We start from the raw sequence: 18,616 nt of genomic DNA on the forward strand, positions 1-18,616 counted from the left end.
GTTTCGCAGCAAGACGAGCAGAACAAGAACGGGAGCGCCAATACCGTAAACGGCTCCCCTCTCGCTTCCCTAAAACCACTCTCTGGAAACTTATCATTTCTAACATGTCAAGTAAAAACGACTTCGTCTTCCTGGAACAAAATCTGAATGATGCAAAAAGACTGCCCCTCGTCCAATGACGATCGGAGCAGTCCTGTTAACAGCTTAGTCAAGATACGGGAATTTCATACAGCTTCTCCGGCGACAAGGTTAACGGCCTGCAGCCGTTCTCCGTGATGAGATACGTGTTCTCGATCCCGACGACTCCAAGACCCGGAAACGTAAACTTCGGCTCGACCGCGATCACCATGCCGGCCTCCAGCGGCTCCCGGAATCCGCGCGCCAATACGGGCCATTCATCGATTTCCAGCCCGATGCCATGACCCAGGAACTTCACCTGATCCCGGCCATAGCCCATGAAATGGTCGGCCAATCCCGCCTCCGCGGCCATCGTTAGCGATATTTCGTAAAGGATTTCCGGCGCGACGCCGGGCCTAAGCTCCGCCTCCGCCCGGCGCAGGATCGAAACGGACGCGTCGTATGCCGCTCTGAGGGCTGGGGGCAAAGACCCGATCACGGCAGTACGCGTCTGATCGATCGTATACCCGTCGATGCAGCAGCCGATATCGATGAGGATCGGTTCGTTACGTCCGATCGGGCGGAGGCTGGAGCTCTGCGGAACGGCAGGCGTGAGTCCCCTGCCGCCGGCCGGTCCGTCGAAGCAGGTCGGCTCCGCCGCCGCATCACCGGCCGCCACCATGCCGGTCGCCAGCTCCTGGTTGTATCCCCGCATCCGCATCAGGCCGGCGTGTCCGGCGTTTCTCATGACCCCTTCGATGATGGCCATGAGCTCCAGCTCCGTCATGCCTTCCCGCAGCCGGCGAAGCCCCTCTTCCAACGCATCGGAAGCCGCTCGAGCCGCTTTCCCGATCGCGGCGATCTCGAGCGGGGATTTGACGCTTCGGATCCGGCGAAGCAGGGAAGAAGCATCCGTCCATGCCGCCATGGGGACGGCATCGATGAGCTTGAGATAGAGCTGCGCGGGCAGCACGTCCAGATCCGCGCCGATGGCAAGCCGGTTTCCCTCTTCGAACAAAGCAGCATAGTCGGCGGCCAGACGGCTGCCGAATTGCCGCAGCGATCCGAGCTCGGCGGTGCGGACCGCCGATTCCTGCTGAGCGCGGGCGATGCTGCGCCGAACGTAATACGTCGGCTCGCCTTGGGCGGGTACGAACAAATAGCCGCTCTGCATCGAGCCGGTGAAATAGTAGATCCCGACGTTCTGGGTGACCAGGCAGCCGGCCATCCCTTCGTCCGACATCGACCGCTGGAGGAATTGAATTCGTCTCCATGATTCCGTTTCTGGCCAAGCCGTCATGGCAAGCGCTCCTTTGCATTTGTTACTCTTCATTACAGCAAAAGCAAAGTCCGCGCGTCAATGCTCAGAACCGGAGAACCATCCATACCTCCCGTTTTCTTATTACCCCATCCATGCGAACCACAACAGCCAATGTCAAGTGAGTTATCGAACCTTCGAATGCCTCGTCTGCCCCGCATCCCTTCAGTCGTATACCATCTCCGCGGAGCCTTTTAAATCCCATTCGACCGGCGACATGACGCCGAACAGGCGCGGGCAGGACACGTGGACGATCAATACGACGCCCGGACGCTGCAAAGTGACTTCATACTCGAACGCGTCGTTGCGGTACGTATAGGGAAAACCCGCTTCCGAGCCGATCACGGCGAAGTGCTCGATCCGCACCTCTTCCCGCAGGAAGCTGCCCGGGACGGGCATCAGGTTCCCGTCAAGCCGCAGGTTTTCGCGCAAGTAAGCCAGAACGGCCGACTGGGCACGGCCCGGGTCCAAGGTGAGATCCCCGATCTCCAGCTTCTCCCGGTCCACCTGCTGCGCGGCTGCATGGGCAGCCCGGTCGACCGCACGTTTGGCCTCGTGCACGGTCCCCATCGCCAATTCTTCGTCCATTTGCAGCGCGTGCAGCATCCACCAAACGACCGCCATCAGAATACCGAACACCAGCTTGGCCATACACGCCTCCCGTTATTTCGCAGGCGACCTTCGCTTCTCCATCGTTAAAGTTGCATAGCCCGATCCCCTTCTCGTACGCCGCTTCTCTTTCGGTCTCACGGGACATACTCGCTCATCTTCATTCCTCCGGCCGCAATCCGGTCATCTTCCGAAGGAGGCGTCACGCCGATCAATCGGTCGATGTCGAGCAGACGATCGTAAGGATAACGGATCGTTAATTTCAGTCCCGTACCCCTGGCCAGCGGAGCGTAAGGATTGTCCGCTGCCGCGCCTGTCGTGGAGGACACCTCGTATTCAAGCCTGGCCGGTTGGAAACCGTGCGCCGACAGCCGGTCCCGGGAAGCGGCTACCATGCCGCCGTCAATGTAGCCGTATCTTCCGCTGGCCCCGACTTCCAGCAAATAATCGGCCTCTTGCTGGAGCAGCGCCTGCCGGATGATGAGCACATGCTTGTACACCGGGGAGAACATCAGCCAGCAAAACAGCGCCGCGAACAGAACGAACACGAGCAGCTGCTTCATGGGCTGATCCGGGAGATTCCGTCGGCCATCCGGACGCCCGAATCCCGGATATGGGCTTTCATGCCGTCATCTCCCTGCACCGTTGACGCATACAGGGAGACGACGACCGCGATCAGCATGACAGTCATCAGGAGCTGACGCATGGCGATCCGATCCCCCTTGCATCAAGGCTGCAAATTGCCGATCGTCGTATTCGCGGTCGTACCTTGGTTCTCGATTCGGGCCTTCGTCCCCGTATTGTCCTGGGCAATGATCGTGTTGAACATCACCGCGACCACAATCAGCATCATGACCGTTATCAAAATATTCCTCATCCCGCGGTCCCCTCTCGTTCATGGATTCAACGCATCGAACAGCCTGGCCGCCTCCTGTACCCACGGGTACAGGAAGATTTGAAACGTGTACAAAATCGGTATGCCCGCGAGTACGAACAGCACATAGGACGCCGTCTCTTTGCGGCCTTCCCGGGCCAAATCGATTTTGGCCTTATACTCCCGGACCATCTCCCGAAGCAGCTCGTATACTTCTTCGCTTTCGTGAAGCCTCAAGGAACGGATGCTTTCGGTAAAGCCGTATGCCTCGTCCGTCCCGAGCCGTTCCTTGAAAATCCGAAGCGCACGGTCGGGATCATGGTACCATTCGTTCAGCATCAGGCTCATTTCGGACCGGATGATCCGGGTGAGCGGCAGGCATCTTAGCAATTTGCCGTGGAGGTGCAGCCGCGATCCCGTGTAATACAGCAATTGGCTGCTGACGGCGATGAGTTCCCGCCGAATCCGGTCCGTACGATAGTGCCGGAGGGCATTCAGCGCGGCACCGTCGAACAGAACCGCTCCCGCAACCCCCGCGCCGGCAAGGATCCCTTTCCACACACCGGGTAAGGGAACGACCCCGGTCTCGTGAAACCCCCAAGCCAAGACGGAAATCGTGACGGAAACGAAAACGGACATTCGGCGGCAAGCCAGATAAAACCGGGGATCGATCCGCAGACCGCATCCGGACAACAATACCCTGCGTTCCTGCAACGCCGCGCTTTCCCGCTCCGCCAGCCATAGCTTCAGGAACCACGCCGGCACTTCGCGCGTTCGCCAGCCCCGCCTGGAGATCCGCCAGCGCCCGAGGCTTGGACGGAATACCGAGAATCGCAAGATCGCGGCGAATCCGGCGAACGCCACCGCGAATTGGGTGATCCAACCCGTCGAAGCGAAGAGGAAAGCTCCGTAATCCGCGATCATATCTTCCTCCGCGATAAGTAAAGTCCCATGAGCAGAGAGCCGAAGAGGAGCGCCAAAGCGTTCAACAGCATGCCCCGTCCCGTCGGGTCGAGGACATAGAAACGATAGCTGCTTTCCGGATTCATCCGGAAATTGATTCCCAGGAACAAGGCCAGAAACAGAACCGGAGTGAAATTGGCCAGCCGGATCTCCAGCATCCGGTGGCGCTCCTGCTGGTTGGCCAATTGGGCTTTGCGCATGTCGCCGATCAATTCCTTCAGATTGTCGGCCACGTTATTGCCCTCCGTCAGCGCCACCTTCAGAATGCTGCCGAAATAATCGGCCCACGTATGACCGAATGCGAGCGAGAACCTGCGCAAGCTCTCTTCGTCGTTGCCCCGGACGGAGAGATGGCGGCACAGCTGGTCGAAAACCGCGTGCACCTCGCCGGGAAGCCGCCGCTCCTCCACGGTTTTCTGAAGAGCCGTCCGCACGTGGCGGCATCCCGTGATCAGATAACTTTGATAGAACAACTCTACGGCGGGCAGAAACTCGAGCCGCGTCGCCATTTGCCGGCTGACGAGCCGCATCCGCAGCGTCACGTACGGCATCGAGCCGAGCATCAGGCCCAGAAGCCCCGCCGAACGCACGGATTGGAACAGCAAGACGCCGCAGGCAGAGCCCAGCATGCCCAGAAAAGCGGATGCGGCGAAAAAAGCGCCCGGGGAGGTGCGCCAACCGACGGCGGAAAGCAGATCGGCCGAATGGGCAAGCAGCTTGCCGAACAGCCCTGTTCGCCGATCGATTCCCGGCAGCCATCCCGGTTCGGGCGCTCTACGACCGGTGAGCCGTTGCCGCAATACGGTCCGGTCCCATACCGTGGAGAACGCGAACAGCAGGCTGGCAAATAGAAGCAGAAACAACAGGACGGATAGCGCGGCCAGCTTCAGGTTCATCACCGTTCTACCCCTCCCCGCTCCAGCAGCCACGCATAATGCTCCGGATCCAGACGCCGGATTCGCATCGAACCCTTGGTCGAGAACGGTTCGGGAAACGTCCAGCGGTCATCTGACTCCTCGTATCTCGCGAGATCGCGGATTCTAATCTCTCCATTCACCCAGCTGAACTCGCCGATGCGTACAAGTTTGCGGGTTCCGCCCACCATTCTCATCTCCAATCCGATCTGCGTGACGTGCTCGGCGATCCGTCTCGCGAGCCTGACCGCATTCATGCCGCGTCCGTCCAGCAAGCACATGTCCGCAATGGCGTCAGGCACGTCTTCCAAAGCGCTGACGTGGACGGAAGTGATGCTGCCTTCGTGCCCTCTCGTGCACGCGCGGACATAGATGTTCGCGTCTTCGTCGCGAATTTCGGCATGGCAAATCCGTTGGGGGGATTGACGGAGCGCGAGCTTGAAGGCTTGCCTCGGCCCGTGCGCGGGATCGTCCTCGTCCGCCTCGTACTCGACCACGTTCTTCTCGGGAAAGTCGCGGGCGAGCATCAGCTCGTGGCGGGTTTCGATCGTCACGATTCTCTCTTCGTCCGGCATGGCGGCGATCAAGGACTTGATCAAATGGGTTTTGCCGGTATTGGTCGATCCGATCACGACCAGGTTGAACCGGCTGCGGACGACCGTCAGCAGCAGCTCCCGGACGTCCTCGTCGAGGGTCCGGTACTCCGGGCGGCACAACGCCTCCAGATCGAACCGGCGCACCGTGTAGAAACGGATCGTCAACGTAGGCTGGGCCGTGAAGCCGAAACCCGTCATCGTCACCCGGGAACCGTCGAGCAGCACGACCTCCGCCCAGCGTTTCCGGGGATTGATCCTGTCGTTGTTGAACAGCACCAGGTTCTGCTGGATCCGTTCCACCTGGGCGATCTCCTGAAACCGGTAAGGCGAAGGAACCGCCCGTCCGTCCCTCACCTCGAAAATCCGGGTGCCGACGACCTGAACCTCCTCGAGCCCCTCCCGGTTCCGCAAAACGAGCTCCAGCATGTTCATCCCGATCACTTCCGCGAACAGCGCCTCAGCCAACGTGCCGTAAGGAAGACCTCCGACTGCCGTGTGCTGCAGCCTTTTTTTGATGATCCAGTCGGAGATGACGGCCAGCATCTCGGCCCTCTCTTGAGGAAATCCGATGACGGCGCGGTTCAGCTTCTCCGCGTATTTCCTGCGCTCTTCCTCGCTCCACCCGCGCGGAGCCGCCAGCATCAGCCGCACCTCCTCGGTCAAAGCCTTGAGAGGAGCCGGATCGTTGCCTTCCCCGGTGGCCTTGACGGCTGACGTTATACGGCCGTCTTCCCCCGCCTGCTGCAGGTCGGCGGCGTACGCCGTCGCGGAAAACCTTCTGTCCTCCCTGCTCATCGCTCTCTCCGTCTGTGGAACATCAGCCTTCTGAGCCACGGCCGTTCCGTTCGCCGCAAACGTTCTTCCCAATTGAGACGCCGCATCAGCGGGACCGCCACCGAATCGAACGATTCGGCATGCCGTTCCTGCGAGGCCAGCCATTCGTCCAGCCTCCCGCTGTCCAGCTGCAGGTGAACGCTTTCGACCAGCTTCAACTCGGCAAAAGAAGGGCTGCCGATTTCCTTGCGAATCTCCTTCATCCCGAAACCTCCCGTCGATCTGTTGTTACCCTGCAGCAGGATCAGCTTGAATTGCTCGGCATGCAAGCCGAACATCGCGCCGACCTGACCCGTCCACCGCTGGACATCCTCCTGAAAATGGCTCAAGCTGCCTGTCGTCACCAAAAATTTCTCGTCCGCCGCCTTCATCGCGCATACCGTCGCGGCGTTATCCCAGTAAGCGCTGACGTCAGCGACCGTCAAATCGAACGCCTGGCGGGACGCTTCCAACAAGCGGTTCATGTCCTCCGGCTCGTAATATTCCGCCTGTTCGCGGGCCAGATTGCCGAACAGCACGTGCAGCTCGCCGAGCTGCGGCGTCCGAAACGCGTAACGGATCAGCTTGTCCGGCGTGAGCGTTCCCGCCCGGAGCTCCGGCCGAAGCCCGTCCAAAGTGACTTGCGGCTTGTCGATGCCCAGGTAGAGATGCGTCTTGGCGCTTTTCAAATTGAGGCAGAGAAAGCCGATCTTGCGTCCGGTCGCCGACGCGATCCGGTAGGCGGTACCGAACGCGGCGAGCGTCGTCCCGATGTTGGGGGTCGAACCGGCGAACGCCGCCAGCTTTCCGCTCATCTCGTCACCGCCTCCTTATCCGGAGCCTGCTGCAAGCTCGCGGAGTCGAAGGCCACGACGAGCTTGGCCTTGCCCGACTTGCAAGCGGAATCGATCTCCAGCCACTGCCGCTCCGTCAAGTTCAAATTGATCGCGTCGATCGTGCCGTTCGCGTCCCGCCGGGAAGCGTACATGCTTTCCTTGTTCCCGCTCGCCATGGAGAGCAGGTTCGGATTCTTGGGATTGTCGATTTCCAGGTTCGCGGCCGTCTTGACCCCCGCGACGACGATGGGCTTCTCGAACAGCCGGCGGGAGGCAGACGATTCGTCCGACAAATAGACGACCGCCAGGTCCCCGGCACGGATGCCGCTCGAAATGGATTTGACGTATTCGCGGGGGATTTGGAAAGTCGCCTCCCCGATACCCGGCAGCAGACGGAAGCGGTCCAGCTTCCACCGAAGCAGCGGCTCGCCCGCGCCGAGCGGAGCAAACGTCTCCATGCCGACCGCCTCCAGCGGGTCCGTGATCATGTCCTCCGTCACGGCGGAGCGCGGCAGCGCCCGGGTCTCCAACTGCTCGATCGAAAGCGTAGCCCCCATCGGCACGAATTGCCGGGGCACGACGACCTCTAGCGTTTCTTGCAGCTTCACTTGCCTTAATTGCAGTTCATACACGCCATACACCAGCATGCCGGACAACACCGCAGCCGACAGGCTGATCGCAAGCTGTCTTTTCCGGTTCATTCTTTCCTCCACCCCGTTCGAGAAAATAAATAAACGCAGGCAAAGGAGACGTTCTCCTTGGCCTGCGTTCTTCGCAGTCGCGGTTCCGTATGCAGAAGCTATGTAGGCTCACTATATCAAATGCGCGTGAGGGTGTAAAGTCCTTTTTTTCATTTTGCTTCCAATCCCGACATTTTTCTCTTACCCGCGCACGTACGGATTTTCCCGCCGCTCCTCGCCGATCGTCGTTTCGGGCCCGTGTCCCGGCAGCACGATCACGCGATCGGGCAACGCGTACAGCTTCTCCCGAATCGAACGGGCCAGCTGATCCGCGTTGCCTCCGGGCAAATCCGTCCGTCCGACCGAACGGCGGAACAACGCGTCTCCCGCCAGCAGCAAATCGCCGCACAGAAAGCTTACGCTGCCCGGCGAGTGGCCGGGGGTGTGGAGCACTTGGAATTTCTCTCCGAGCAGCTCCAGCTCGTCTCCGTCCGCCAGCAGCCGGTCCGGCGCTTCTCCGGCAATGGGAGGCGTCACCTCCGCCCAGTGAAGAGATCCGTTTTTGGACGCATCCGTAAGCCAATCCTTCTCCGACGAATGGATAAGCACCGGGCAGCCGAAACGTTTGCGCACCGCCTCCACGCCCCCAATATGGTCAAAATGGGCATGCGTGAGGAGAACGGCCTCTACCTGGAAACCCTCCAGCCGCCGAAGGAGACCGGGGTCCGGGGTCCCGGGGTCGATCACGACGGCCCGCGTGCGCTCCGCGTCCGTCAGGACGTACGCGTTCGTTTCGAGCGCTCCTAGCGCAAACCTCTGAAATGTCATCATCCGCTTTACACCCTCGCCAGCAAATCTTGCAGCTCTTGCAGAATCAGCGCCTGGTATCCGGTATCCTCGCCATACCTGCGCTTGATTTCCGCGCGGGTTTCCGCCAGCTTGTCCTGATAATCCGGTGCGTCGCGGTCCGGATTTTCCTGTTTGAACTTCACCATCGGTTCCTGCACGTATTTGGGCCGCGGACCCCATTTACCGAGAATGGCGCCGCCGGTATCCGCGATAAACACGACCGGAATCGAGCGGCCGCCCATGGTCAGATGCTCATCCATCAAATCCAAATGCTCTTCCAAGATCAGGATCCGGGTCGGAATGCCGGCCGTCTCCGCCGCGCGAAGCACGACTGGAACGTTGCGGACGACGTCGCCGCACCACTCGGCCGCCAAAATCACGCAGCGCAAGTCGTCCCGGTTGTTGAGCGACTCGAAAAACGCCTCCAGCCCGCCGTCCGGCCATTCGAACTTCTCGTACCACGACTGGAATGCGTCCTGGTTTTTCGTCATTTTCTCCCTAAATTGCTGCGGCGAAATGCCTTGCTGCCACTTGTGCCCGATCTGCCGGCTCATGCGACACCCTCCATTTTCTTGTTCCGGCTATGCCGTTTTCTTCTTTTTGCTGCGCCATATGGCGTAAAGGAAGTAAATCACGAGCAACGCTGCCGCAACGGGAATGATGATGTGGGTGTACGGAGCCGCTTCCTCTCCGATTTGTTCCCAATTGTCACCCAGCTTCCAGCCCAGCCAAACAAACAGGAACGACCACGGGATCGAAGCGAGCAGCGTCAGGAGCGTATAAACGGTGAAGTTCATCCGCGCCATGCCGGCCGGAATGGAAATTACCTGTCTCATGACCGGCACGAAACGCGCCGTAAACACGATGACCGGCCCGTACTTATCGAACCATTTTTCCGCGATGTCCACGTGTTTCTCTTTGATGTGCAAGTATTTACCGAATTTGAGCAGGAACGGCCGGCCTCCGTATTTGCCGATCGCGTACAGGAGCCATTGCTGGATCACCGCTCCGATCGTTCCGCAGATGACGGCCCCAAGGAACGTAACGTCCCCTTTCGACACCAGGTAACCTCCGAAACCGAGTACGATTTCGCTCGGGATCACCTCGATGGCCAGTCCGATAATAATGCCCCAGTACCCCAGACTTTCCACCCATTCGAGCGCATGCGCCAACAAATCGTGAATGACACCCATCGCGGAATACCTGCTTTCTCTCCCATTTCCAAAGCTTTTTTTATTCTAGCACAGTCCGAGAGGGCGATTCCAGCCGATGAAAATGCGCCTCGGGCTTGTCATGCGGGGACGGGCCCGGGCATAGACTTCGGTAGAGGGACAAAGTTGAGGAGGAATGAACGGCATGAGCAAAGTCGTGTTTGTCGACCGCAAAAAAATGCAGCTGTACGCCCTATTGGCGGTTGCGGTCATTTTGGCCGGGGCGTACGTCGGGTGGCAGCAGTCCAAACCCGCGTCCGCTCCTTCGGCGGTCTCGGAGGCGCCGCAGGTGTTTCAGCTCGTGACGGGCGAGTTCAGAGCCACTTCGAGCAGCGGCAAAGAATTGGAATCGTACCGCTGGGATCCCGGCACGATCGTCGTGCAGAAGAACAGGCCGGTCGAGCTCCGCATTTCGGGCATTAACGGGCAGTCCCATCCGTTCGTCATCGAAGGGCTCAACGTCAAGGGCGTGGTGAACAAAGGGAAAACGGCAATCGTCCGGTTTACCCCGACGGAAGCGGGCATCTATCCGATCGTATGCCAGACACACGACGTCCCCGCGAACGGCGGTCCGATGGTCGGCTACCTGGTCGTCCAATGAGAAGGCGCCCGCGAGGGCGTCTTTTCGTTGTGCGCCGCGTATGGCAAACTAACTAAGCGTTACAGGACATTCCAGGTAAATGGGCGGGTAGATGGAAGGAAAGTGAATCGTCTTACCGTGGGAGGTCTCATGGACGTGAGGAGATATCGACGCGCTGCCAAGCACGCAAAAAACCGACGGGAGCTTAGTCCCGCCGGCCGTATCGTATGCGCCTATTCCATTTCCCGGTAAACGAAATAATCGAAGTCCGCCGTGAGCCGCTTGCCCGTTAAATCTTGCGCGCACAAGCCAACGAATGTTCCGGTAAAGCCCCAGTCGGTAAACGTTCCGTTCTCGAATTTCGTGCAATATTCGTCCGATAGCTTCGATAAGTCCAGCGTCGGACCGAGCGTTTCCCACGCTTCGCCGTCCAGAGAATAGCCGAACCGAAGCCCGGCTTTCGAGATCGACGCGCGTAAGCAACACCCATCGGCGTCATCCAGCGGGATCCCGCCCTGCCCCAGCGGCTCGGAATAGACGCCGTTGTCGCTGGCGACGATGCGCAGGCATTTACCTAGCTCTTCATCATGCGTCACGTGCAAATAATAGTAATGCTTCGTATTGTAGTAGCATACCATTCCCGCCATCTGCTGGAACGATTCCGGCGAGAAAGACACGCGCGTCTCGGCTTCCGCTTCCAGCGATTGCAGCCTTCTTGCGACGAGACTTTGCTCGTGCATGGAATTTAGAGACTCTCTTCCGCGCAGGCGCAAATAACCCGGCCGTTCGGTTAAGCTAAGCCAGCTTTCGTTGGCCGGTTCGCGCAGCGTGTTCCACCAAATCGCAAGCGACGCCGCGTCGAAGTCGTCCCGCTCCGGCAACGCCTCGAACGGATGCCACGCCAATGCAGGCGCTGGCACCCCTAAGCTCGGACGACTCCTCCTGCCCCCGTTTCCGCCATTCGCCAGCCTCAGCCAACCGTCCGCGGTCCACTCGACGCGCTGCAACGCCGTTTCCCGCCCGAGCGGCGAACGCTGCAATCCTTCGATCGGACGAGCGCAGAGGTGAGCGATGTACCATTCGCCCGTCTGCGTCTCGACCAAGCTCGCATGGCCCGCTTTTTGCAACGCCAGCTCAGGCGCTCCGAAAGCCGTCAGCATCGGATTGCTCGGATCAACCTCGTAAGGGCCGAACATACTCTCCGACCGAGCGACCGTCACGGCGTGCTCGTAACCCGTTCCGCCCTCGGCGGTCATGAGGTAGTAGTAGCCGCCCCGCTTATACAGATGCGGCCCTTCCGTACCTCCAAGCGAAGTACCCTTGAAGATGATCCGCTTCTCCCCGACCAACCTGCGTTGTTCCACGCTATATTCCTGTATGACGATACCGTAAAACGGATTGCGCCCTGCGCGGTGATCCCAAATCATGTTCAGCACCCATTTGCGCCCGTCGTCGTCATGGAACAACGAAGGATCGAAGCCGCTGCTGTTCAAATAGATCGGATCGCTCCAAGGCCCCTCGATGCTTTCAGCCGTCACTAAGTAATTCGGCGTGTCCTTGTATGCCCCCGCCAAGCTTCTCACATTCGTATAGAGCAAATAATAGAGGCCATCCGAATAAGTCAGACACGGCGCCCAAATTCCGCCCGAGTTGGGGTTGCCGCGCATATCAAGCAGCCGGGCCGAATCCAGCGGACGCGTCAGTACACGCCAATGAACCAAATCCCGCGAATGATGGATCTGCACGCCCGGATACCATTCGAACGTAGACGTCGCGATATAATAGTCTTCGCCGACGCGCAAGATCGATGGATCCGGATTAAAGCCTCGCAAAATCGGGTTATGAATCATGGACATTCAAATCCGCTCCTTCTCCCTCTATCAACCTTTCACCGCCCCGGCCGTCAATCCGCTTTCTATTTGTTTAGACAGCAGCAGGTACAGCAAGATGACCGGCAGCGTCGCCAATACGAGAGCCGCGCTAATGACCGCATACTCCGCCGTGAATCCGCCGCGGAACGTCATCAGGCCGATCGGCAGCCCTTTCAAATAATCCTTGTTCGCGAACACGAGAGGCAGAATGAACTCGTTCCAGATGCTGAACGCGCTCAATATCGTTATGGTCGAGATGATCGGCCGTCCGAGCGGCAAATAAATCGACGCGAACGTCCGGTAAATGCCGCTGCCGTCCACAGTCGCCGCTTCATCAAGCTCTTTTGGAATTTGCTGGAAGTAACCTGTCATCAAGTATACCGCAACGGGCAGCCCGAACGCGACGTAAGGGAAGAACAAGGCAAAGAACGTGTTCAGCAAGCCGAGCTCCTTCATAAGGAGTGTCAGCGGAATGAGCGTACTTTGCCCCGGAATCATCATCCCGAACAGGAAAAACAGCAGCAAGAACTTGGACCCTCTGAACGGCCTTCTCGCCAAATAGTAGGAAATGAGCGAAGCGACGAGCAGCAATCCGAGCACGGAGAGAGCCGTGATGTAGAAGCTGTTGAACATGTAGTCTTTGACGCCGTATTCCCAAGCGCGGCGGAAGTTGTCCCATTGCAGCGCCTTCGGGAACCCCCACGGATCGCCGTAATATTCTTCGTTCGTCTTGAACGCGCCGATGATCATCCAGACGAGCGGATAACCGGTCAGCACGAGATTCAAGATCAGGATTAGATAGATCGCCGCCCTAACCAAGCCCTTGCGCAGCTTGGGATACGATTTATCGGACGGTGCATAGGCGTTCATCGGTATTGCCTGATCTGTCATGCTTAGCTCCCCTTTCTAGTTCTGATACGACTCTCTGCGCAGCAAGCGGATGATAATGACGGCGACGATCAGGCTGAAAATGAACATAAACCCGGCGATCGAGCTGCCGTAGCCGAAATCGAGGAACTGGAACGCTTGTTTGTACATGTAACTCGACATCACTTCGCTCGATCCGTTCGGTCCGCCCTCGGTCATGATATAAATCAAGTCGAAATAGCGGAACGAGTTAATGACGCAGTTAAGAATCGTGAACGTTATGACGTGCCAGATGAGCGGAATGCGGATACGGAACACGATCAGGCGCTCCGTCGCACCTTCCATCTTGGCCGATTCGATGATTTCGTCCGGAATCGTCTGAAGCGCGGCATAGTAGACAACGACATAGAAGCCGATGAACTGCCAAGCGACGACCGCGATGATCGAGCCGAGCGCATAGCCGGCTTCTCCGAGCCAGACGTGCACGAGATGATCCAACCCGAGCTTGGTCAGCAGAGCGTTGAGCAAGCCGATGTTCGGATCGTAAATTTGGCCCCACAGGATGCCGAGCACGGTGCTGGACATCATCACGGGGAAAAAGTAAATCGTCTTGAACCAGCGCCCGAATCTGACTTTCGACGTCAGCAGCAGCGCAAACAGCATGCCTGCGGGCAACTGGATCATAAGGGCAAAAAAAGTCAGCTTGAACGTGTTGATCATGACCTGGCGCATCGTCTCGTCGTGCAGCAGCCTCGTCCAATTGTCCAGCCCCGCGAACACTTTAGGCTGCGTGGCGATGCCGTTCCAGGTAAAGAAGCTCAAATACATGCTGTAAACGATCGGAACGATGACCATAACCGAATAAATGACGATCGCGGGCATCGTGAAAAGGAATCGGCTCGACCATTTCGCGAAGCCTCTTTCCAACATAGGTGTCACCTTCTCAGGGGTAATTTCGTGCGTATAATGCTACATGCGGTCCGGATTTCTCTAGACCGCATGTCGGCGTGACATCTTATCATCGATTATCCGGTTACTCTTGCGTAATTTTCGCGAGCTCGGCTTTGACGTCTACGCCTTTCTTGCCGGCGATCGTCGTAGCCGCGTTCAGGAAGTTTTCCGCAGGCTTCGGTTTCAACGCTTGGTCGTAGTACGGGAAGAAACCTTTCGCGTTGGACGAGACGTATTTCATGACTTCCGCCGCCAGCGGCTTCATGCCTTCCGGCGCTTGGAAATCGGTGAACGGAGGCGTCGTGCCGTTCATCTTCGTGAGCGCTTCGCGCGTTTTCCAAGAGGACAAGTATTTCAGCGCCTCGTAAGCTTCGGCTTTGTAATTCTCCGCTGCTTTAGCCGAAATCGCGTAGCCGATGCCGAAGCCGCCCTGGTACGTCGTGCTTGCGCCTTGGCCGCCGTCGACCGAAGGGAACGGAACGAAGCCGACTTTCGCCGCGAATTCGTCTTTCTGCGTGAAGGAGCCTACCGCCCAGTCGCCTTGCAAGTAAAATGCCGCTTTGTCGTTCAGGAACATGGATTCCGCCGCGCCGTAGTCGAGGCCGAGGAAGCCGCTCACGAAGCCTTTGTGGTTCAATGCCAAGTCGTTCAGCATCTCGCCCGCTTTGACGAAAGATTCTCCCGTGAAATCGTTGGCTTCGGCTGCAGCCGCGAACGTCGAATCTCCGCCCACGCGCTGCTGGAGGTAGGAGAGCCAATGAAGCACCGGCCAGCGGTCTTTGCCCGCTACCGTAATCGGCGTTACTTTGTTCGCGTTGAGCGTATCGACTGCCGCCAATAACTCGGCCCAAGTCTGAGGAGGCGCGATGTTGTATTTGGCGAGAATTTCTTTGTTGTACCATAGGTTAACGGAGGCGATCTGCGTCGGGATCGCGTAGTTTTTGCCGTTGTAGGAATAAGCGTCGAGTCCGCCAGGCGTGATGGAGTTTTTGAACGCCTCGTCCGCGCCAAGCACGTCCGTAATGTCGCCTACGGCGTTAGCGTCGACCAGCGTCTTGAATTGGTCGCCCGTCCAGTAGGAGAAGATGTCCGGCAGATCGTTGCTGGCGAGGCCGACTTTGATCTTCTGCTTGAACGGCTCGTCGTTGAAATATTCCGGCACGATCTTGATGTTCGGATGGCTGTTGTTGAAATCGTCGATGATCTTTTTGAAAATTTCGCGGTTCGCGTCGTCCTTCGGTTCGAAGCTCCAAAACTTAAGCTCCACGTTTTTCGCCGGCTTGGTGGAAGGCTCCTCGGATGCGCTCGGCGATGGCGAAGCCGCTTCCGTGGATGCAGGCTGCGTGCTCTCCGCCGACTTTTCGTTGCTGCCGTTATGGCCGCAAGCGGCCAGCAGCACCAAAGCGAATGCCATGAGGACGGATAAAACTTTTTTCATTGTCGATATCCCCCATAAAGAAGTTTGATTACGCTTTCAGTATAGCAACGGGGATTTTTCCATGATCGAACTCTCATTCGACAAAATAGCACTATGATTCGATGTTTTCCGAGGCCCGCTCAAGCCTGCCACTGTTTGTTCGCTTGATCGCGGTATTGGCGCGGCGTTACGCCTTCGATGTCTTTGAAGACGCGGATAAAATAGCTGGAGGAACGGTAACCGATCTGGTCGGCGATAAGATTGATGTCGGTCGCGGTCGCTAGCAGCAGCTCTTTCGCTTTGCGGTGGCGCAGCTTCGTCACGTATTCGCTGAAGGTATGTCCGGTTTTCTCCTTGAAAAGGACGCTGAAATAGCTCGGGCTCAAATGCACGTGCTGCGCGATTTCTTTCACGTTGTTTTCTTCATCTAAATGCTCGTTCAAAAAGGCGATCGCCTTCTTAATCAGCTGGTTTTCTACGCCCTCCGCTCCTTCCGCTTCCCCATCGGACGAATGCGCGGCTTCCCATTTTTTCGCGATAGCCCTTTGTCTTTGGCTTGCCTTGCGATACTCCAACGCTTGGTCGACTGCTCGTACGAGCTGGTCCCTATCCACGGGCTTCAACAAGTAATCCAAGATGCCCAAGCGAATGCCTTGCTGTGCGTACTCGAAATCCGCGTATCCGGTTAACAGCAGCACGGCGATATCCTTTTTCTCTTCTTCGTGCAATCTTGTCAGCAGGTCGATGCCGGACATGCCGGGCATGCGGATGTCGGAGAGCAGCAGGTCGATTCTGTTCGCGCAAATGATCCCATAAGCTTCCAAGCCATGCTCGGCGGTCAACAGCTTATGCTTGCCTTGGTAATGGCGCTCAAGAATATAATAAATGCCCTGACGCGTGTTCACTTCGTCGTCGACGATCAGAATGTTCATTTGTTCCATGCGCTTGCTGCCCCTTCTTCGTAGTAATCCGCCGCCGGGAGTCTCAGCTCCACAAGCGTTCCCCGTCCCAGCTTGCTCCTAAGCGACACGCCGAACGAATCTCCGTAATAGATCCGGATCAGCCTGCTGATATTGTGCAGGCCGATGCCCGTCCGCTTGCTGGCCAGCGGTTCGCCCTTTTGCAGCTTATCGTTGATCGCCTCGACTTCTTCTTCGACAAGCCCCGTGCCCGTGTCTTCCACGGCGATAATGAGCGTTCGGCCGTCTTCATCCAAGCGAGACCGGACCGTCACGCAGCCCGGACCGATATTGGGCTCGATGCCGTGCAAAATCGCGTTTTCGACGATCGGCTGAATGAGCAGCTTCGGAATAAGCAGAGAAGCGGTTGCAGGCTCCGTCGTAAGCTGCCAGCCGAGCCTGCTTCCCATTCGCATGCCCATAATTTCGAGATAGCTGGACACATGGCTCATCTCCGTCTCCAGCGACACGAGATGGGCTCCGCTTTTCTCTTGCTTGATCACGTAACGGAATAAATTCGATAGGCTGAGGACTTTAGACGCGAGCTCGTCCTCCCCTTTCTGGATGAGTGACCAATAGAACGCCTCCAGCGTGTTATAGAGAAAGTGCGGGTGGATCTGCGCCTGCAGCGCCTTGATCTCCGTCGTCATCCGGACGATTTCCTGCGTGTACACTTCATCTATCAATTGATTGATGTTGGACACCATTTTGTTGTACGTGAAGTTCAGCTCGTTCATTTCCCGATTCGAATACGACTCCGGATTTTCTCGGAAAACACCGTCGCGGGTGCGGCGCATCACTTTGATCAGATGAATGATCGGCCTCGTCACCCACGTCGACAGAATAAAAGACAGAATGACGAAGAATAGCAGCCCGACGGCCCCGATCAGCCAATACACCCGGTTAAGGCCGCCGATTCCTTCCGTGATCTTGCTGAGCGGAAGCTGCATGACCAGCGTCCACCCCATCAGGCCGGCGGGCTTGCGGATCAGCTTGTACGAGGCTCCGTTCACTTTCACTTCGGAATCGTCGCCGAGCAGGACTTCCGTGGGTACGCTTGCGCTGCCGTCTTGGCGGGCGGAGATCGTCTCCCCGTTCGCGTTCAGCAAATACATCGCGCTGCCCTCGATGCTGGCGACCGAGCCGCCGAGAAAATCGAGCAGCGAGGAGTTGGCCGTAATGACGATATAGCCGCCTTTTCGATAATTGTCCGATTCCAGCCTGATTTGGCGAATACCTACGATGGAGTCGTTGTCTCCGTTGCTTCGGCTATCCTCTAAGCCGATCCAGACGAGCTGCCCGGAGTGCTTATCCGCTTCCGCGATCCACTTCGGATCGATGCGATCGGTAAGCAGCGTGTTGTCCGCCGGGTACACGGCCCTATCGAGCGAGTAAACATCGACGGAGCGAATGACCTTCAAGTAGCTGGACAACCGTATGATCGGCTCTCTCAAATAAAGCTGCTCGTCGATGTTGACAGGCCTCTTCGCCTTGATCGTCGTGAGCAAATATTGAACTTGCGGGAGCATGTTCACCTGCAGCGTTATCGTATCGATCTGGTTTAAAAGCGCTTCCAACCTGCCGGTCGCCTGGCTCGCGATTTCCTCCGAATAGCGATCCGCGTTGCTGAGCAACAGCTTGCTGACATAGGTGTAAGATACGAAGCTTACGCATATCAAGACGGTTAGCATGACCGACGCGAATCCGATCCACAGCTGCGTGCGGGTCGTCTGAATGAATTTCATCGCTGTCTCCCCTTAGAGCAAAGAAAACGGTTATATTTCCGATTGTAGCACCGGGCGACTTTAAGCAATAACAATTTTATTTGGTAAAATAGCAATTTTTATTCGGTAGGTGTCGGAATCGCTCAGGACTACCCGATTTCGTTGGCGGCGTACGGGAAGGCTGCCGCGGAAGGGAGACAGTGGATGCCGGATGCCGGATGCCGGATGCCGGATGCAGGATGCAGGATGCGAGATGCCGGATGCGGGATGCCGGATGCGGGATGCCGGATGCGGGATGCGGATGCGGGATGCCGGATGCGGGATGCGGATGCGGGATGCCGGATGCGGGATGCGGATGCGGATGCGGGGTAGTGCGGGGTGCGGGATGCGGATGCGGGGTGCGGGGTGCGGGGTGCGGATGCGGATGCGGGATGCAGGATGCGGATGCGGGGTGCGGGGTGCGGGGT

General features: G+C 57.9%; 21 protein-coding genes. 1 reads left to right on the forward strand and 20 read right to left on the reverse strand.

The window, feature by feature from the left end; all coding sequences use genetic code 11:
- Positions 1-208 precede the first annotated feature (208 nt).
- The 13 genes from GE107_RS25710 to uptA form a co-directional block, all read right to left on the reverse strand.
- On the reverse strand, positions 209-1,417 hold the full coding sequence (locus tag GE107_RS25710) for a M24 family metallopeptidase (protein WP_219644572.1): 1,209 nt from the start codon (positions 1,415-1,417) through the stop codon (positions 209-211).
- A gap of 183 nt (positions 1,418-1,600) precedes the next feature.
- Positions 1,601-2,086, reverse strand: coding sequence for a hypothetical protein (locus GE107_RS25715; protein ID WP_219644573.1), 486 nt, complete (start codon positions 2,084-2,086; stop codon positions 1,601-1,603).
- 95 nt (positions 2,087-2,181) lie between these two features.
- Positions 2,182-2,607, reverse strand: a complete 426-nt coding sequence (locus GE107_RS25720; protein ID WP_219644574.1) for a hypothetical protein — start codon at positions 2,605-2,607, stop codon at positions 2,182-2,184.
- Positions 2,604-2,750: a hypothetical protein gene (locus GE107_RS25725; protein ID WP_219644575.1), complete on the reverse strand. Its 147-nt coding sequence runs from the start codon at positions 2,748-2,750 to the stop codon at positions 2,604-2,606. The genes GE107_RS25720 and GE107_RS25725 overlap by 4 nt, the downstream gene beginning before the upstream one ends.
- Positions 2,751-2,771: 21 nt before the next feature.
- On the reverse strand, positions 2,772-2,921 hold the full coding sequence (locus GE107_RS25730) for a hypothetical protein (protein ID WP_219644576.1): 150 nt from the start codon (positions 2,919-2,921) through the stop codon (positions 2,772-2,774).
- An 18-nt stretch (positions 2,922-2,939) separates the two neighbouring features.
- Positions 2,940-3,842, reverse strand: coding sequence for a hypothetical protein (locus tag GE107_RS25735; protein ID WP_219644577.1), 903 nt, complete (start codon positions 3,840-3,842; stop codon positions 2,940-2,942).
- Positions 3,839-4,777, reverse strand: coding sequence for a type II secretion system F family protein (locus GE107_RS25740; protein ID WP_219644595.1), 939 nt, complete (start codon positions 4,775-4,777; stop codon positions 3,839-3,841). The genes GE107_RS25735 and GE107_RS25740 overlap by 4 nt, the downstream gene beginning before the upstream one ends.
- Positions 4,777-6,186 carry an ATPase, T2SS/T4P/T4SS family gene (locus tag GE107_RS25745; protein WP_219644578.1) on the reverse strand — a complete coding sequence of 470 codons (1,410 nt, stop codon included), beginning with the start codon at positions 6,184-6,186 and terminating at the stop codon, positions 4,777-4,779. The genes GE107_RS25740 and GE107_RS25745 overlap by 1 nt, the downstream gene beginning before the upstream one ends.
- Positions 6,183-7,019: a CpaE/TadZ family protein gene (locus GE107_RS25750; protein ID WP_219644579.1), complete on the reverse strand. Its 837-nt coding sequence runs from the start codon at positions 7,017-7,019 to the stop codon at positions 6,183-6,185. Before GE107_RS25750 ends, GE107_RS25745 begins: the two co-directional genes overlap by 4 nt.
- Positions 7,016-7,741, reverse strand: a complete 726-nt coding sequence (locus tag GE107_RS25755; protein WP_219644580.1) for a CpaB family protein — start codon at positions 7,739-7,741, stop codon at positions 7,016-7,018. Before GE107_RS25755 ends, GE107_RS25750 begins: the two co-directional genes overlap by 4 nt.
- A gap of 180 nt (positions 7,742-7,921) precedes the next feature.
- The gene (locus GE107_RS25760) at positions 7,922-8,551 is read right to left on the reverse strand and encodes an MBL fold metallo-hydrolase (protein WP_219644581.1); all 630 of its coding nucleotides are present in this window, start codon (positions 8,549-8,551) and stop codon (positions 7,922-7,924) included.
- A 5-nt stretch (positions 8,552-8,556) separates the two neighbouring features.
- Positions 8,557-9,123, reverse strand: a complete 567-nt coding sequence (locus GE107_RS25765) for a thioredoxin family protein (protein ID WP_219644582.1) — start codon at positions 9,121-9,123, stop codon at positions 8,557-8,559.
- 27 nt (positions 9,124-9,150) lie between these two features.
- Positions 9,151-9,762: an undecaprenyl phosphate transporter UptA gene (gene uptA / locus GE107_RS25770; RefSeq protein WP_219644583.1), complete on the reverse strand. Its 612-nt coding sequence runs from the start codon at positions 9,760-9,762 to the stop codon at positions 9,151-9,153.
- A 163-nt stretch (positions 9,763-9,925) separates the two neighbouring features.
- On the opposite strand from uptA, the gene GE107_RS25775 reads away from it, so the two are divergent.
- Positions 9,926-10,381: a cupredoxin domain-containing protein gene (locus GE107_RS25775; protein WP_219644584.1), complete on the forward strand. Its 456-nt coding sequence runs from the start codon at positions 9,926-9,928 to the stop codon at positions 10,379-10,381.
- 212 nt (positions 10,382-10,593) lie between these two features.
- Here GE107_RS25775 and GE107_RS25780 read toward each other — a convergent pair whose 3' ends face one another.
- From GE107_RS25780 to GE107_RS25810, 7 genes are all read right to left on the reverse strand, one after another.
- Positions 10,594-12,216 carry a glycoside hydrolase family 43 protein gene (locus tag GE107_RS25780; protein ID WP_219644585.1) on the reverse strand — a complete coding sequence of 541 codons (1,623 nt, stop codon included), beginning with the start codon at positions 12,214-12,216 and terminating at the stop codon, positions 10,594-10,596.
- Between the two features lie 24 nt (positions 12,217-12,240).
- On the reverse strand, positions 12,241-13,122 hold the full coding sequence (locus GE107_RS25785; RefSeq protein ID WP_219644586.1) for a carbohydrate ABC transporter permease: 882 nt from the start codon (positions 13,120-13,122) through the stop codon (positions 12,241-12,243).
- Positions 13,123-13,137: 15 nt separating this feature from the next.
- Positions 13,138-14,028: a carbohydrate ABC transporter permease gene (locus tag GE107_RS25790; RefSeq protein WP_219644587.1), complete on the reverse strand. Its 891-nt coding sequence runs from the start codon at positions 14,026-14,028 to the stop codon at positions 13,138-13,140.
- Between the two features lie 103 nt (positions 14,029-14,131).
- Entirely contained in the window at positions 14,132-15,487 is a 1,356-nt protein-coding gene (locus GE107_RS25795; RefSeq protein ID WP_219644588.1) for an ABC transporter substrate-binding protein, read from the reverse strand.
- A gap of 119 nt (positions 15,488-15,606) precedes the next feature.
- On the reverse strand, positions 15,607-16,407 hold the full coding sequence (locus tag GE107_RS25800) for a response regulator transcription factor (RefSeq protein WP_219644589.1): 801 nt from the start codon (positions 16,405-16,407) through the stop codon (positions 15,607-15,609).
- On the reverse strand, positions 16,395-18,170 hold the full coding sequence (locus GE107_RS25805; RefSeq protein ID WP_219644590.1) for a cache domain-containing sensor histidine kinase: 1,776 nt from the start codon (positions 18,168-18,170) through the stop codon (positions 16,395-16,397). Before GE107_RS25805 ends, GE107_RS25800 begins: the two co-directional genes overlap by 13 nt.
- Positions 18,171-18,298: 128 nt before the next feature.
- Positions 18,299-18,616: hypothetical protein (locus tag GE107_RS25810; protein WP_219644591.1), on the reverse strand; the 318-nt coding region annotated here is incomplete at its 5' end.

The sequence above is a fragment of the Cohnella sp. CFH 77786 genome (assembly GCF_019400745.1).
Taxonomy (GTDB): domain Bacteria; phylum Bacillota; class Bacilli; order Paenibacillales; family Paenibacillaceae; genus Cohnella.

Bases quoted from the DNA above. Each gene is read 5' to 3' on its own strand.
- GE107_RS25715 (WP_219644573.1), bottom strand. From the start codon at position 2,086: ATGGCCAAGCTGGTGTTCGGTATTCTGATGGCGGTCGTTTGGTGGATG.
- GE107_RS25795 (WP_219644588.1), bottom strand. From the start codon at position 15,487: ATGAAAAAAGTTTTATCCGTCCTCATGGCATTCGCTTTGGTGCTGCTG.
- GE107_RS25725 (WP_219644575.1), bottom strand. From the start codon at position 2,750: ATGCGTCAGCTCCTGATGACTGTCATGCTGATCGCGGTCGTCGTCTCC.
- GE107_RS25760 (WP_219644581.1), bottom strand. From the start codon at position 8,551: ATGATGACATTTCAGAGGTTTGCGCTAGGAGCGCTCGAAACGAACGCG.
- GE107_RS25735 (WP_219644577.1), bottom strand. From the start codon at position 3,842: ATGATCGCGGATTACGGAGCTTTCCTCTTCGCTTCGACGGGTTGGATC.
- GE107_RS25730 (WP_219644576.1), bottom strand. From the start codon at position 2,921: ATGAGGAATATTTTGATAACGGTCATGATGCTGATTGTGGTCGCGGTG.
- GE107_RS25710 (WP_219644572.1), bottom strand. From the start codon at position 1,417: ATGACGGCTTGGCCAGAAACGGAATCATGGAGACGAATTCAATTCCTC.
- GE107_RS25790 (WP_219644587.1), bottom strand. From the start codon at position 14,028: ATGTTGGAAAGAGGCTTCGCGAAATGGTCGAGCCGATTCCTTTTCACG.
- GE107_RS25720 (WP_219644574.1), bottom strand. From the start codon at position 2,607: ATGAAGCAGCTGCTCGTGTTCGTTCTGTTCGCGGCGCTGTTTTGCTGG.
- GE107_RS25780 (WP_219644585.1), bottom strand. From the start codon at position 12,216: ATGTCCATGATTCATAACCCGATTTTGCGAGGCTTTAATCCGGATCCA.
- GE107_RS25805 (WP_219644590.1), bottom strand. From the start codon at position 18,170: ATGAAATTCATTCAGACGACCCGCACGCAGCTGTGGATCGGATTCGCG.
- GE107_RS25745 (WP_219644578.1), bottom strand. From the start codon at position 6,186: ATGAGCAGGGAGGACAGAAGGTTTTCCGCGACGGCGTACGCCGCCGAC.
- uptA (WP_219644583.1), bottom strand. From the start codon at position 9,762: ATGGGTGTCATTCACGATTTGTTGGCGCATGCGCTCGAATGGGTGGAA.
- GE107_RS25800 (WP_219644589.1), bottom strand. From the start codon at position 16,407: ATGGAACAAATGAACATTCTGATCGTCGACGACGAAGTGAACACGCGT.
- GE107_RS25750 (WP_219644579.1), bottom strand. From the start codon at position 7,019: ATGAGCGGAAAGCTGGCGGCGTTCGCCGGTTCGACCCCCAACATCGGG.
- GE107_RS25785 (WP_219644586.1), bottom strand. From the start codon at position 13,122: ATGACAGATCAGGCAATACCGATGAACGCCTATGCACCGTCCGATAAA.
- GE107_RS25755 (WP_219644580.1), bottom strand. From the start codon at position 7,741: ATGAACCGGAAAAGACAGCTTGCGATCAGCCTGTCGGCTGCGGTGTTG.
- GE107_RS25765 (WP_219644582.1), bottom strand. From the start codon at position 9,123: ATGAGCCGGCAGATCGGGCACAAGTGGCAGCAAGGCATTTCGCCGCAG.
- GE107_RS25740 (WP_219644595.1), bottom strand. From the start codon at position 4,777: ATGAACCTGAAGCTGGCCGCGCTATCCGTCCTGTTGTTTCTGCTTCTA.
- GE107_RS25775 (WP_219644584.1), top strand. From the start codon at position 9,926: ATGAGCAAAGTCGTGTTTGTCGACCGCAAAAAAATGCAGCTGTACGCC.